This window comes from Chryseobacterium sp. JJR-5R, from assembly GCF_034047335.1.
Lineage (GTDB): Bacteria > Bacteroidota > Bacteroidia > Flavobacteriales > Weeksellaceae > Chryseobacterium.
Map to the genome: position 1 here is coordinate 1,478,294 of NZ_CP139137.1, position 13,961 is coordinate 1,492,254.

Sequence of the window (13,961 nt, forward strand, 5' to 3'; positions counted from 1 at the left end):
AAAAACCATGGTTTTCAGGTATGACCAAAATTAAATGGAGATATACTTGACAAAGGGGTGCCTGATGTCGTATATTTGCAGTCCGAAAATTACATCCCGTAATTTAATAAATTTTTAAACCGTAATTTAAAAAATGAAAACATCAGATTTTAATTTTGATCTTCCTGCGGAATTATTGGCAGAGCACCCGTCAGAACACAGAGACGAAGCCAGGTTAATGGTTTTGGACAGAAAAACCCAGACTATTGAGCATAAGCTGTTCAAGGATGTAGTGGATTATTTCAGTGAGGAAGATTTATTTATCTTTAACAATACCAAGGTGTTCCCTGCCCGTCTGTACGGAAACAAAGAAAAAACAGGAGCCAAAATTGAGGTTTTCCTTTTAAGGGAGCTTGACAAGGAAACCCGTGTATGGGATGTACTGGTAGATCCTGCAAGAAAAATCAGGATCGGAAACAAGTTATTCTTTACCGAAGATGAATCCCTGGTAGCGGAAGTTATTGATAACACCACATCAAGAGGAAGAACACTGAGGTTTTTATTTGACGGTTCTTACGAAGAGTTCAGGACTAAATTAAAAGAATTGGGAGAGACCCCGCTTCCGAAATACATCAAAAGAGCGGTAGAGCCTGAAGATGCGGAAAGATACCAGACCATTTATGCAAAAGTGGAAGGTGCCGTTGCGGCCCCTACTGCCGGACTTCACTTCTCCAAGCACCTGATGAAGAAACTGGAAATCAAAGGAATCAACTTCGCGGAAATTACCCTTCACGTCGGTTTGGGGACGTTCAACCCGATTGAAGTAGAAGATCTTTCCAAACATAAAATGGAGTCCGAAGAAGTATTCATTGATGAGAAAAATGCCGATGTCATCAACAAAGCGGTTGACAACCACAGAAGAGTGTGCGCCGTAGGTACAACCACCATGCGAGCTTTGGAAACTTCGGTATCATCCAACAAGAAGATCTCATCTTTCCATGGCTGGACCAATAAATTCATCTATCCGCCTCATGATTTCGGAGTGGCCAATGCCATGATTACCAACTTCCACACGCCGAAATCTACATTGATCATGATGATTGCCGCGTTTGCCGGAAAAGAATTTATCATGCAGGCCTATGAAGAAGCCGTAAAAGAAAAGTATAAATTCTACTCTTACGGAGATGCAATGCTGATTTTATAAATAAATAAGTAAAAAGAGCCAAGTTAAAAGTGTAAAGTTCAGTCATCGAGCCGGGATGAAAGGAAATGATTTACTTACAAGAACTTTTACATTTGGAGTTAATTGTCTTATCTTTTTAAGAACACTTCCAAATGATCCTGAAAGCAAATTAATAAGATTTCAGCTTGGGAAATCAGCGACTTCAATAGGTGCTAATTATGAGGAATCGCAGGCTGGTTCTTCTAAAGCAGATTTCAGAAATAAAGTAAAGATTGCTTTAAGAGAAGCCAGGGAAAGCAATTTCCGGCTGGGGATTCTGGAGAAGCTGGACCATTATGATTCTGAAGAATTTAAAATCTTATTGAAAGAAAGTGCCGAATTGAAGTATATTCTCGGTGCAATAGTTAATAATACCAGGCCTTAACTTTTTACTTTTTACTTTTAACTTGGCTCTTACTATTATGAAAGACATCCGTACTTTATCACTTGACCAGCTTAAAGACTACTTTGCCACGCTAGGCGAAAAGCCGTTCCGTGCGAAGCAGGTATATGACTGGCTGTGGAGCAAGAACCTCCATTCGATTGAAGAGATGACGAATCTTTCAAAATCCCTCCGTGAAAGAATTGCCGAGGAATATACCATTAATCCCGTTTCCGTTGACCAGCTTCAGAAAAGCACGGACGGAACCATTAAAAACGGGGTGAAACTCCATGACGGTTTATTGGTAGAATCCGTTCTGATTCCTACCGAAACCCGGACAACAGCCTGTGTGTCTTCCCAGGTGGGATGCTCGCTGAACTGTGAATTCTGTGCCACCGCAAGGCTCAAAAGGATGAGGAACCTTGAAGTAGCCGAAATTGTGGACCAGGTAGCGCTTATCGACAGCCAGAGCAAAATGTATTTTAACAGGCCCCTTTCCAATATTGTTTTCATGGGAATGGGAGAGCCGATGATGAACTACAAAAACGTAGTGGAAGCCATCCGCAAGATTACACAGCCGGAAGGCCTGGGCATGTCGCCCAGAAGGATTACCGTATCCACTTCCGGGATTCCTAAGATGATTAAAATGCTGGCCGATGATGACCTCAGGGTGAAACTTGCCCTTTCCCTGCACTCCGCTATTGAAGCGAAACGGAATGAAATCATGCCGTTTTCCGATAAATTTCCGTTGACGGAAATCATGGAAGCCCTTCAGTACTGGTACCAGAAGACCGGTTCCGTTGTTACTTTTGAATATTGTGTCTGGAAAGACATCAACGATAAGGATGAAGACATTAAAGCCCTGATCAGGTACTGCAAGCAGATCCCTTCCAAGGTGAACCTGATCCAGTATAACCCGATCGGCGACGGAAAGTACGACCAGTGCAACAAACAGGCGGAAGAAAATTACATCCGTCAGCTTGAAAATGCCGGCGTGACCGTAATGGTGAGGAGAAGCCGCGGAGGTGATATTGATGCCGCTTGCGGACAGCTGGCCAATAAAAATACCGATTAAATTTTCATTAAAAAACTTCAAAAACTGCCTGTCGTTTTCTTAAAACCCTAACTTTGCATCAAAACTGATATAAAGATGACGGATTATTTCTGGGGTGAAAACGGGCTTGAGTACATCTATTCATGGTCTGTTCCGGTACTTGTCGTAATTATCATTGCCGAAATGGCCTACAGCCATATTTCGGAAACCAGACTGTACAGCGGGAAAGATGTGGCCACCAATATTTATCTCGCCCTGCTGAATTTCGGTCTGGACTTTATCATGAAGGCATTTGCAATGGGCGTAATGTTTTTCTTTTACAATCACAGGTTCTTTTCATGGGATTTTACAGCAGGATACCTGCTGGCCTGCTTTGTGGTTACGGATTTTGCCTATTATGTCCTGCATTATATCGATCACCATTCCAGGGCATTCTGGGCCGTGCACATTACACATCACAGCTCTGAATATTTTAACCTTACCACAGGCTTCCGGAGCCCGGTTTTTCAGCCGCTGTACCGGTACCTCTATTTTTCCCCACTGGCTTTCCTGGGTTTTAATCCATGGCATATTATGGTGGTATACGCCATAGGCCAGGTATACGGCACCTGGGTGCATACCCAAACGGTAAAAAACATGGGAATCCTGGAATATATTCTGGTAACGCCTTCCCATCACCGGGTGCACCATGCCTGCAATATCAGATACCTTGACCGGAATATGGGCATGTGCCTGATCATCTGGGATAAGATATTCGGAACTTTTGAAAAAGAAGATCCTGCCATTCCCATCAAATACGGGATTTACCCTAAAATGCCGGACAATAAACCGGATACCGTCCTTTTATACGAATGGCGTAAAATCTGGCGGGACATCAGGCAGCCGGGACTGCATTTTTCGGACAGGATCAATTATATCTTCAATTCCCCGGGATGGCGTCATGACGGGACGGGGAAAACGGTACGGCAGTACCAGAAAGAACATAAGGAAAAGAAGGATTTAAAAAATCAGGAGAATCAGAAAAAATTAGCAGAGCTCCATGCAGCGGAATCGAAGATTTAAATCTGATAATAAAGAATCCGCAACATTCACAAAAACAGGCCTGAACAGGTTTGCAAAAAAAATAATTTTATTCAATGAAAAAGTTGTTCCTGCTTTCCGCCCTTATTATTTCCGTATCTGCATTTTCCCAACAGGCAGATCTTCTGAAAATCAGACAGTACAGAACCGGTTATCTGGATGAAAAAATCCAGGAAACATCAGGGCTGAATCTTTTCAACGGGAAGCTCTATACGTTCAATGACAGCGGAAATGCACCGGAACTTTTTGAGCTCGACAAAACATCAGGTGAAATTATAAAAGCATTGGTAGTCAATGCCAAAAACAAAGATTGGGAAGCCCTGGCGAATGACGGAAAGAATTTCTACATCGGCGACTTCGGCAATAACGGCGGAACAAGAAAAGACCTGGAAATCTATAAAATACCTTTTGAAAATAACGTGTTGAAGAATGACTCCGCTGCACTTATCCGTTTTGAATATCCCGAACAGACGGAATTTGTCCCCGGTTATCTGAAAACCGATTTCGATGCGGAAGCAATGGTCTGGCTGAACGGGAAACTCCATCTCTTTACGAAAGAATGGGGCAGTAAATCAACCACCCATTATACAGTAGACCCTGAAATACAGGAAAAGCAGAAAGCCGAGAAAACGGAATCTTTTAAAACAGGTTTCGTGGTTACGGACGCTGCTTATTTCAGCAGAAAGCTCTATCTGGTGGGCTATACCAAAAAGACAGAAGTATTTTTGACTGTTTATCATGAAACGGAACCGGGGATATTCTTTAAGGAGAGCCCTAAAAGATATTACCTGGGCAGTACACTGTCTATCGGGCAGATTGAAGGCATTGCAGTGGATGAATCCGGACTTTATATTTCTGGGGAAAAGTTCCGTTCTCCTTTGGGAAATACCGTGCCGGCCCTGTATTTTGTTCCGGCAGAAAAACTCAAAGACTAATTTCTGTTACAATTAAATGAAAAAAATTATCTTTGTGGTAATTAATAATTTATCCATCATTCGAAGATTGTGGCCAACACCGTAGAAGAAATCAAACGACCGATTAATGAGGAAATGAAGCTTTTCGAGCAGAAGTTTTATGAATCCATGCAGAGCAAAGTACCTTTATTAGATAAAGTCACCCGTTTTATCGTGACCACCAAAGGAAAGCAGATGCGCCCGATGTTTGTGTTTCTCTGTGCCAGGCTGGTAGGGGAAGTCAATGAAAAAACCTACCGCGGAGCGTCCATGATCGAACTGATCCATACGGCTACGCTGGTTCATGATGATGTGGTGGATGAAAGCTTCAAACGGCGTAATTTCTTTTCCATCAATGCGCTGTGGAAGAATAAAATTGCAGTTCTGGTAGGGGATTTCCTTCTGTCTAAAGCCGTACTGCTTTCAACGGACCATAAAGATTATGACCTGCTTGCCGTGATTTCAAGAACGATCCGTGAAATGTCCGAAGGTGAACTGTTGCAGCTGGAAAAGGCGAGAAAGCTTGATATTACCGAAGATGTTTATTACGAGATCATTCGTCAAAAGACCGCGACATTAATTGCAGCCTGCTGTGAAATCGGGGTCTTATCCAATAATGCAGATGAAAAGCTGGCGAAAAAGATGATGGATTTCGGGACGTATACCGGAATGGCTTTCCAGATCAAGGATGACCTTTTCGATTACCTTACTTCCAACGTCATCGGTAAACCGGTAGGCATCGATATCAAGGAACAGAAAATGACGCTGCCTTTGATCCATACTTTAAAAACAGCCGGCGAGAAAGACCGGAAATATTATTTCAACACCATCAAACGGTATAACAATGACCAGAAAAGGGTAAAGGAACTGATCAGTTTCGTGAAAACTTCAGGCGGACTGGATTATGCGGTTGCTGTCATGAAAAACTTTCAGCAGAAAGCAAAAGACATCCTGGATGAATTCCCGGATTCCGAGCCCAAAAAATCTTTGCAGGTCATGCTGGACTATGTAATTGAAAGGAAGTTTTAAATTAAATAATTTTTACCGTTACAATAATAACGGCGGCTACAATACAAAATAAAGCCGTTAAAAATAAATAATCCGCAATAGTTTCAAATCTGTTTCCGCGCTTTTCATGCTCTGTCCTGATCGCCAGGAATGAAAAAAAGCAGCTGAATGCAAAAAAAAGGCATGCCACGCCTGCAAATTCGTCCAAGTGCGTGCTGGGGCTCATCTTAGAGATCTTTAACGAGGTAATGATAACCAATGAAAATCCCAGAAGATTGCTTGATGCATTAAGAATATGGGAGGATTTTTTTTCCATTATCTACAAATTTAATCCAAGATAAATACAATTTTTTTATTATCAAATTTTTAAAAAATATTATTGAAAATTAAAATTAATTTAAAAAGTGTATATTAGCAAAATACTTCAGGAACAAAAAACTTTTTTATTGGTTTATGCAGACAACTTATATTGAAACACAACAGATTTCTTTTCAAGATTTTAAAAATCAGATACTTGAAGATTATAAGCTTGGGAGGATTTCCCGCGAAATGTCTTATCTGGGAAGGAGGGAAGTGTTAACGGGAAAAGCTAAATTCGGGATTTTCGGAGATGGTAAGGAGCTTCCCCAACTGGCAATGGCGAAGGTTTTCAGAGATGGGGATTTCCGTTCGGGATATTACAGAGACCAGACTTTTTCATTGGCGGTAGATGCACTAACGGTTGAAAGTTTCTTTGCCCAGTTGTATGCCGATACCAGTGTGGAAAGGGAGCCTGCTTCTGCAGGAAGACAAATGAACGGGCATTTTGCCACCAGAAGTTTACATGAAGACGGAAGCTGGAAAGACCTGACAGCCCAGAAGAATATTTCTTCAGACATTTCCCCTACCGCAGGGCAGATGCCAAGGTTGCTGGGACTGGCACAGGCCTCAAAAATATATAAAACCGTACAGTTTGAAGGCTCTGAAAAGTTTTCAAAAGGCGGAAATGAGATTGCTTTCGGGACTATCGGGGATGCTTCTACCGCAGAAGGCCATTTCTGGGAAACGCTGAATGCCGCATGTGCGCTTCAGGTTCCTATGGTGGTTTCCATCTGGGATGACGGTTACGGAATTTCGGTTCCTACCATGAAGCAGAGGGCGAAAGCGGATATTTCTGAAATGCTGAGCGGTTTCCAGAGAAAGGAAGGTGAATTCCAGGGTTGTGAAATTATCCAGGTAAAAGCGTGGGATTATCCGGCTTTGCTGGATGCCTATGCAAGAGCCGAGCAGTTTGCAAGGGTGGAAAGTGTTCCTGTAGTTGTCCATGTGATTGAGGTAACACAGCCTCAGGGCCACTCAACTTCAGGGTCGCATGAACGATATAAAAACGAAGAGCGCCTGGCATGGGAATCCCGGTTTGACGGCCTGGTGAAATTCAGGGAATGGATTCTGAACTATTCCATTGAAATTGACGGAAAAGAACAGATCATTGCCAGCCCGGAAGAACTGGAAGCCATTGACGAGGAAGCTAAGAAGAAAGTAAAGACCGGGCAGAAAAATGCATGGGAAAATTATCAGAAAACCATAACGGAACTGGCTTTTTCGGTTCTGCCTTTGGTGGAGAATCTAAAAGGTCAGCATGCTGACATTGAAACCCATGTTAACCAGTATAATAAGTTGGTTTCCAAAGCTAAGAAAGACGTTTTCCATCTGGTAAGAAAATCTTTGCTGGCGACAAGGGGAACAGATTCTGCTGAGAGAAATCAGTTGATGCAGAAATACAACGAGATTTTCGAAGTGGAGAAGGACAACTATTCTTCCCATTTATATTCCCAGTCTCAGTGGAAAGCTGAAAACGTAAAAGAAATCAAACCGGTTTATTCCGACAGCTCAGAAGATGTTGACGGAAGGGTAGTGGTAAGAAATAATTTCGATAAAATATTCGAGAAATATCCCGAAACTTTGGTATTTGGTGAAGATGCCGGAAATATCGGTGACGTAAACCAGGGCCTTGAGGGCATGCAGGAAAAATATGGTGAACTCCGTGTAGCAGATACGGGAATCCGTGAAGCTACCATTTTAGGCCAGGGGATCGGTATGGCCATGAGAGGCCTGAGACCTATTGCTGAAATCCAGTATCTGGACTATATCCTTTACTGTTTGCAGGGAATGAGCGATGACCTGGCAACGGTTCAGTACAGGACTAAAGGCGGCCAGAAAGCGCCGGTAATCATCAGGACAAGAGGCCACAGGCTGGAAGGCGTATGGCATTCCGGTTCTCCGATGGCAGGCATTTTAAACCTTTCCAAAGGAATTCTGGTTTTGGTGCCGAGAAACCTGACGAAAGCCGCCGGATTCTACAATACGATGCTTCAGAGCGATGATCCTGCGGTCATTGTTGAGTGCTTAAACGGTTACCGCTTAAAGGAAAAGCAGCCTGATAACTTAGGTGAATTTACGGTGCCTGTCGGGAAGATTGAGGTAACCAGAGAAGGAAAAGATGTGACGCTGGTAACCTACGGTTCCACCTGGAGGATTGTAACGGAAGCAGCAGAAGAGCTTGAAAAATTGGGGATTTCTGCAGAAGTTATTGATGTCCAGTCTTTAATTCCGTTCGATTTATCCCATGAAATAGCTGAAAGCGTGAAGAGAACGAATCGTCTGGTAGTAATTGACGAAGATGTGCAGGGCGGAACTTCAGCGTTTATCCTTCAGCAGATCTTAGAAAAGCAGAAAGCATTCAGGTACCTGGATTCTGATCCGCTGACGATTGCAGCAAATGACCACAGGCCGGCGTATGCAAGCGACGGCGATTATTTCAGCAAGCCTTCTGCAGATGATATGGTAGAAAGAATTTATGCCTTATTTAATGAAACCAATCCTCAGAAATATCCGGCGATATTTTAATATGGGATTTTGAATAAAATTTGAACCGCTTTCTTTGGGAAGTGGTTTTTTTATGGCAGAATCGTTAAATTTGGACTCAGGAACTTTACAACAAAACGCGCAGCTATAGCTATGAAAATCACAAAACTCGTCATCCTCTTCAACAAACAGAAAATACTTCTGGGAGTTATAGTTTCAATCCTTTTGTTAGGGCTGTCATTCCTGATAGCATCACCACCTTTGATTTTAGTCTTAAGGATCCTGAGCGGCCTTATTGTGTTAAACATCATGGCTTCACTCGTTGCTGCTTATATTTTATACGACCGCTCTGACCTGTATGAATTAAAAAGTTTGGAAGGAATTATAGATTTGGAGAAAACCGAAAATGCCGTTCTCGTCCATGCAAGCTTTGACCCTTTGTCGGAAACCCTGGAACAGGAATATCCCGGTGTGCATTTAACCGTTTGTGATATTTTTGAAAACAGGCACGAAAAAGATAAAGGAATAGAAACGTCCAAAAAGGTTTTTCCGCCTAATCCTAAGGAAATTAAGATTTCACCGGACAGGCTGCCTTTTGAAAACCGGTCTCAGGATATTATTCTCGCGGTAACGGCCCTCCACGAAATTCTGGATCATGAACAGAGGGTTTTATTTTTCAGGGAAGCGAAACGGATTTTGAAAGACGGAGGCGTAATTATTGTCTCCGAACAGTTCCGGGATCTTACCAACTTTATTTTCTTTAACATCGGGGCATTCCATTTTTTAAGCGAAAAGCAATGGAAGAAAGCCGTTGCTGAAGCTGGCCTGAAGATTGCGGAGAATAAAAAAATTACACCTTTTGCGAATATGCTGGTAATTAAAAAATAAATAATCTGATAGTTTTATTGAAAGAGGGCTTTTTTATAAAATATTAATCTTTTTCAATCGGATTACTGGTTCTTTTAAGCCGTTTGGTAAGTTCTTCGTTTATATTTCTGTTCTTATTCAATTCATTATAATCAAAATGGCCTACATAACCGTCTTTTAACTGAACGCCTAATGTTCCCGCTTTTGGATTGGCATGAATGCTTTCCACATCTTCTCCTGAACTAAAAACAGAATTTTTTAATAGTTTTCTATATTGGCTCTCCGTAATTTTTTTGGTTGTTTTCGTTGGAAACTGATCGATTGATTGTATTTTTTTTATTTGAATCAGATCAAACATATGATTATTCTCTGTATCTCTTAATTTAACTATTATTCCCGGGAGGCCTGTGAATTTGTACGGGCCGTCACTAATAAGATAATCTTTTGTAAACCAGGCTTCCCAGGATCTTCCTTTATAGTTTGTGGTTGCTTTTTGACAATGTATATGATCAATATTCACAAATTCATTTTCAATGTTCCATTTTGGGATTTCATTTTCTGAAATGGCCAGATTGATACTTTTAAACTTATCATAAAAATCGATGGTTCTTTTTTCATAATCTTTCTCAATGATATAGTTTAAATTTCTGTCGTATTTTTTGAATCTGATAAACGCATTGAAGTTTTGATCAGCACGATAGGCCGAGTCTCTTTCAAATTTGGTTGAATTATAAAAATATGATTTTTTACCGTCTGTGTCAAGATTCATATAATCTGTAATTAGCGAATCTTTCATATTGAGATCAGGTTTCATCTTATATTCATACACAAAGCGGTATTTTTGTGCAGAAAGACAATTGATGATTAATAGAAAAAAAATTCTGTACATATGAAAGATTTGATCCTTCCTGCCAAACAAAGATAAGAGTGAGCTGATTCTTACTAATATTTATTGATTTCCTGAACATATTGAACAACTGTTAGAAACTCAAAGAAAGTACATTGAAAATTGGAAAGGAATTGAAGACTTAGCATCTCAACAATAGAAAAAACCGTCAAATAACAGCTTTTTTTATTTTGTTATCAATCATTTTGCAATCCTTACCTTTCTCCGGATCATAAACATGGTATTTCGTTTCCCATTCCTCCAGCAAATATAGAATCGGCAGCAGTGCCAGTCCTTTTTCCGTCAGCGAATATTCCACTCTCGGAGGGAGTTCCTTAAATTCTTCGCGGATTACCAATCCGTCAGACTGCATTTCCCGCAGCTGGTCTGTCAGTACCTTCCTTGAAATTACATTGATGCGCACGGCAAGTTCCCCGAAACGCAGCTTCCGGTCTTTGATCACCAGCACAATGATCGGTTTCCACTTGCTTCCCAGCGCAGACATTGCTTTTCCCAACGGACAGCTGTATTTCATCAGTTCATTTTTTACCATGTGTTACTTGTATGTTACTAATGTAAGTTACTGCGAAGTTACCACTTTTTTTCAATCGTAAGAAACAAAAGTGAACTATTATTAGTTACTTTGTGTAACAATTATAAACAGTTATTACAAAGATGAGCACAGAATCATTATTTAAACCTTTTCAATACAAAAATTTACAGCTTAACAATAGAATCGTAATGGCTCCGATGACCCGCGCACAGTCTGACAATGGTGTTCCAACGCAGCAGATTGCAGATTATTATGCACGGAGGGCAGCGGCAGAAGTGGGACTGATTATTTCCGAAGGAACGGTAATCAACAGGCCGGCTTCAAAAAACATGCAGGATATTCCGGATTTTTACGGTACAGAAGCTTTGGACGGCTGGAAAAACGTAATCGATGCCGTACATGAAAAAGGCGGTAAGATGGGGCCTCAGATCTGGCATGTGGGAGATACGAGAAGTTCTGCCGATTATCCTTTGGTGAATATGGAAAAAGCTTCTACCATGACACGGGAAGATATTCAGGATACCATTGCGCAGTTTGCCGCTTCCGCAAAATCTGCCAGGGATTTGGGGTTTGATGTTCTGGAAATCCACGGTGCCCACGGTTATCTGATTGACCAGTTTTTCTGGGAAGTAACCAATACAAGAACCGATGAATACGGAGGAAAAACGTTAAAGGAACGCAGCCGTTTTGCGGTAGATGTTGTAAAGGCCATGAGAGCGGCGGTAGGACCGGACTTCACCATCATCATCCGTCTTTCCCAATGGAAGCAGCAGGAATATTCCGCTAAACTGGCCCATACGCCTGAGGAAATGGAAGAATGGCTGCTGCCGCTGAAAGAAGCAGGGGTAGATATTTTCCACTGCTCGCAGAGGCGGTTCTGGGAACCGGAATTTGAAGGTTCCGACCTTAATTTTGCAGGCTGGGCGAAAAAAATTACCGGTCAGCCGACCATTACGGTAGGATCGGTAGGGCTTGAAGGGGATTTTATGTCGGCATTTGCAGGGCAGGGAACGGAGAAAACCGACTTGTCAGAGTTGACACGCAGGCTGGAAAGAGGCGACTTTGATCTGGTAGCGGTAGGAAGAGCATTATTACAGGACCCGGAATGGGTGAAAAAAATAAAAGAAGGGAAAACAGAAGAGCTTCTTGATTTCTCTGCAGAAAGCATGGGCGTACTCTATTAATGTGAATCGTCAATCGTGAGTGTGCCCATAACCATAACCGTTACCGATATGGTTTTACAATTTTCTGTACCGGGATCTGTTGTTCACTATTCTATTCACTTTGCAGGCACTTTTCACTTTTGATGGTTGACAGCTTAAATATATCTTGATTTACCTATTTAAATTTTTAAACGAAGCCGCTTCAGGAATAATCCTGAAGCGGCTTTTTGTTTTTAATTCGGACATCCGGAAATTACTGAGGCACATTTCCAATATCCGGCATTCCCATTTTTAGGCGGATAATAGCATTCCACAGTACTGAGCGGACAGTCGGGTGGATTCCCTCCGTTAATTCTTTTTAACTCTGATTTTGTTAATTTTTGCAGTTTTTTCATAGTGAATAAAATAATCTGATGATTTTCAAATATAAATAAAAAAACAAAACCGCTTCCAAACACGGAAACGGTTTCTGAAAAATTGAAATATTTAAGTTCTCCTAATTGTATTGAAGACCGTTATGATGAAGTTTACAGGCCTATATTTTTTGTTGGCTTCAATTGCTTTTTAATGCTTTTAGGCAATGCATCCTTATGAACCAGAATTGCTGTCGATTTGTATTCAACATAAGGTTTTGTAATGTAGATGTACCCTTCAAAATCGTTGGTTACGCCCCATGAATTTTTCACCATATAATATTCCTTTCCAGACTGGTCTTTGGCAAGGCCTACGATATGCATACCGTGGTCATCAGTAGTGGAAAGGTTGTTCAGTGCTTTCTGTCGCATGTCTTCAGTAATGGTTTTATCCTTTTTCGGTTCTGTGAACAGTGTTGCTTTATTTTCTGCATTAATCTGGTCCGGATCCATATCCGGTACATAGGCAACCCCGTTTTTATAAGAAAAATAAGGCTCCGAAACATCGGTTGCCCATCCTATGGAATATCCTTTGCCGACTGCGTTATCAATAATGGCCGTTAAATCCTTCATCGGAACGTTCCAGTCCGAATCATGGCTCCAGTTATCAGGAATCGGGACTACAAATTTCTGATAGTACGGATAATCTTTGTAAGAAGACAGTTCAACATAATCTTCAGGATTGATCCCCACCACCTGCTGCGCAAAAGTCTGTGGTGTATAAGATTTTCCTTCATAGGTAAAGCTGGCAGGAACTTTTCCTAAATACTGATCAAGAATAGCATCCACGGAAGACATCCAGTTGTCAGAAAGCTTCCCTTTGGATGCGGCCTGCACCAGACTGTCTAAAATAGGTTTCAATTTCCCCTGCATTTCAGAGAAATTATTCATTTTCTGCCCCTGTTGTAAACCGGTATACACATCCTGAGGAACCGCTCCGTATTTTTTGTACATATTGATTACATCATGCAGCTCGCCACCGTCGCCCCAGCTGATGGCACCATTGTTCAGGACATATAATTTGGCTTTATCGTGATAAGAATTTCTTGCCGTAAAGATTTCAGCCAGATCAACCGGCTTTTTACCCATTCTCTGCATCTCAGACTCAAGGAAAGAATTCCCCGAGTAGCTCCAGCATGTTCCCGAAGAACCCTGGTTCTTTACCGGAGTAGCCCCTACATCTTTCAGTGTGGTGAACTTGAAATTGGCATGTTGGGACTGGTTGTTTTTTAGTTTGTTGATGAGGTCATCCTGGGCAAACATCATACTTCCTGCAGACAAGACAAAAAGTAATGATACAAATTTAGTATTCTTCATTACTGTAAAAGATTATTTATACCAATAGTCGGTCGCTGTAAAAATTTGTTACGGAGAGGAACGTTAAATCCGTGTTAAAACTTTTAATGGAAGCGGTTAAAATGAAGTATTGGAATACCAGTACGGTTTGCTTTGGTCTCGTTAAAGATTTGTTTCTTTGCTGCATCTTAATATTCAGGTAAATAAATAAGAGTCTGAATATATTTGATTTCCTACCGAAGCAGATTTTAAAATGATACA

Annotated in this window: 13 protein-coding genes; 9 read left to right on the plus strand and 4 right to left on the minus strand. The window is 41.4% G+C overall.

Annotated elements, in window-relative coordinates; translation table 11 throughout:
• The first annotated feature begins 133 nt into the window (after positions 1–133).
• From queA to SD427_RS06875, 6 genes are all read left to right on the plus strand, one after another.
• Positions 134–1,183: a tRNA preQ1(34) S-adenosylmethionine ribosyltransferase-isomerase QueA gene (queA, locus tag SD427_RS06850; RefSeq protein ID WP_056218724.1), complete on the plus strand. Its 1,050-nt coding sequence runs from the start codon at positions 134–136 to the stop codon at positions 1,181–1,183.
• Between the two features lie 55 nt (positions 1,184–1,238).
• On the plus strand, positions 1,239–1,586 hold the full coding sequence (locus SD427_RS06855; RefSeq protein ID WP_320560529.1) for a four helix bundle protein: 348 nt from the start codon (positions 1,239–1,241) through the stop codon (positions 1,584–1,586).
• Between the two features lie 37 nt (positions 1,587–1,623).
• Positions 1,624–2,658, plus strand: a complete 1,035-nt coding sequence (gene rlmN / locus SD427_RS06860) for a 23S rRNA (adenine(2503)-C(2))-methyltransferase RlmN (RefSeq protein WP_320560530.1) — start codon at positions 1,624–1,626, stop codon at positions 2,656–2,658.
• A 75-nt stretch (positions 2,659–2,733) separates the two neighbouring features.
• Positions 2,734–3,699 (plus strand): sterol desaturase family protein, encoded by a 966-nt coding sequence (locus tag SD427_RS06865; RefSeq protein ID WP_320560531.1) that lies wholly within the window; start codon positions 2,734–2,736, stop codon positions 3,697–3,699.
• A 74-nt stretch (positions 3,700–3,773) separates the two neighbouring features.
• Positions 3,774–4,652 carry a hypothetical protein gene (locus tag SD427_RS06870; RefSeq protein ID WP_320560532.1) on the plus strand — a complete coding sequence of 293 codons (879 nt, stop codon included), beginning with the start codon at positions 3,774–3,776 and terminating at the stop codon, positions 4,650–4,652.
• Positions 4,653–4,721: 69 nt separating this feature from the next.
• Positions 4,722–5,699, plus strand: coding sequence for a polyprenyl synthetase family protein (locus SD427_RS06875; protein ID WP_320560533.1), 978 nt, complete (start codon positions 4,722–4,724; stop codon positions 5,697–5,699).
• A gap of 1 nt (position 5,700) precedes the next feature.
• On the opposite strand, the gene SD427_RS06880 is transcribed toward SD427_RS06875, so the two are convergent.
• Positions 5,701–5,994 carry a hypothetical protein gene (locus tag SD427_RS06880; RefSeq protein WP_320560534.1) on the minus strand — a complete coding sequence of 98 codons (294 nt, stop codon included), beginning with the start codon at positions 5,992–5,994 and terminating at the stop codon, positions 5,701–5,703.
• Between the two features lie 137 nt (positions 5,995–6,131).
• Between SD427_RS06880 and SD427_RS06885 the strand changes: the two genes are divergently transcribed.
• Together SD427_RS06885 and SD427_RS06890 are read left to right on the plus strand one after the other, a co-directional pair.
• On the plus strand, positions 6,132–8,564 hold the full coding sequence (locus tag SD427_RS06885) for a transketolase C-terminal domain-containing protein (protein WP_320560535.1): 2,433 nt from the start codon (positions 6,132–6,134) through the stop codon (positions 8,562–8,564).
• 111 nt (positions 8,565–8,675) lie between these two features.
• Positions 8,676–9,410: a methyltransferase domain-containing protein gene (locus SD427_RS06890; protein WP_320560536.1), complete on the plus strand. Its 735-nt coding sequence runs from the start codon at positions 8,676–8,678 to the stop codon at positions 9,408–9,410.
• A 43-nt stretch (positions 9,411–9,453) separates the two neighbouring features.
• Here the strand turns inward: SD427_RS06890 and SD427_RS06895 are convergent, their stop codons facing one another.
• Both SD427_RS06895 and SD427_RS06900 read right to left on the minus strand, forming a co-directional pair.
• Positions 9,454–10,278: a GLPGLI family protein gene (locus SD427_RS06895; RefSeq protein ID WP_320560537.1), complete on the minus strand. Its 825-nt coding sequence runs from the start codon at positions 10,276–10,278 to the stop codon at positions 9,454–9,456.
• A gap of 166 nt (positions 10,279–10,444) precedes the next feature.
• The gene (locus SD427_RS06900) at positions 10,445–10,810 is read right to left on the minus strand and encodes a helix-turn-helix domain-containing protein (RefSeq protein ID WP_320560538.1); all 366 of its coding nucleotides are present in this window, start codon (positions 10,808–10,810) and stop codon (positions 10,445–10,447) included.
• A 140-nt stretch (positions 10,811–10,950) separates the two neighbouring features.
• Between SD427_RS06900 and SD427_RS06905 the strand changes: the two genes are divergently transcribed.
• A complete protein-coding gene (locus SD427_RS06905; RefSeq protein WP_320560539.1) occupies positions 10,951–12,012 on the plus strand; it encodes an NADH:flavin oxidoreductase in 1,062 nt (353 codons plus the stop codon).
• 506 nt (positions 12,013–12,518) lie between these two features.
• Here SD427_RS06905 and SD427_RS06910 read toward each other — a convergent pair.
• A complete protein-coding gene (locus SD427_RS06910) occupies positions 12,519–13,721 on the minus strand; it encodes an aminopeptidase C (RefSeq protein WP_320560540.1) in 1,203 nt (400 codons plus the stop codon).
• Positions 13,722–13,961: the final 240 nt, after the last annotated feature.

Coding starts and splice junctions, on each gene's coding strand:
- queA (WP_056218724.1), top strand. CDS start 134: ATGAAAACATCAGATTTTAATTTTGATCTTCCTGCGGAATTATTGGCA.
- SD427_RS06855 (WP_320560529.1), top strand. CDS start 1,239: ATGAAAGGAAATGATTTACTTACAAGAACTTTTACATTTGGAGTTAAT.
- rlmN (WP_320560530.1), top strand. CDS start 1,624: ATGAAAGACATCCGTACTTTATCACTTGACCAGCTTAAAGACTACTTT.
- SD427_RS06865 (WP_320560531.1), top strand. CDS start 2,734: ATGACGGATTATTTCTGGGGTGAAAACGGGCTTGAGTACATCTATTCA.
- SD427_RS06870 (WP_320560532.1), top strand. CDS start 3,774: ATGAAAAAGTTGTTCCTGCTTTCCGCCCTTATTATTTCCGTATCTGCA.
- SD427_RS06880 (WP_320560534.1), bottom strand. CDS start 5,994: ATGGAAAAAAAATCCTCCCATATTCTTAATGCATCAAGCAATCTTCTG.
- SD427_RS06885 (WP_320560535.1), top strand. CDS start 6,132: ATGCAGACAACTTATATTGAAACACAACAGATTTCTTTTCAAGATTTT.
- SD427_RS06890 (WP_320560536.1), top strand. CDS start 8,676: ATGAAAATCACAAAACTCGTCATCCTCTTCAACAAACAGAAAATACTT.
- SD427_RS06895 (WP_320560537.1), bottom strand. CDS start 10,278: ATGTACAGAATTTTTTTTCTATTAATCATCAATTGTCTTTCTGCACAA.
- SD427_RS06900 (WP_320560538.1), bottom strand. CDS start 10,810: ATGAAATACAGCTGTCCGTTGGGAAAAGCAATGTCTGCGCTGGGAAGC.
- SD427_RS06905 (WP_320560539.1), top strand. CDS start 10,951: ATGAGCACAGAATCATTATTTAAACCTTTTCAATACAAAAATTTACAG.
- SD427_RS06910 (WP_320560540.1), bottom strand. CDS start 13,721: ATGAAGAATACTAAATTTGTATCATTACTTTTTGTCTTGTCTGCAGGA.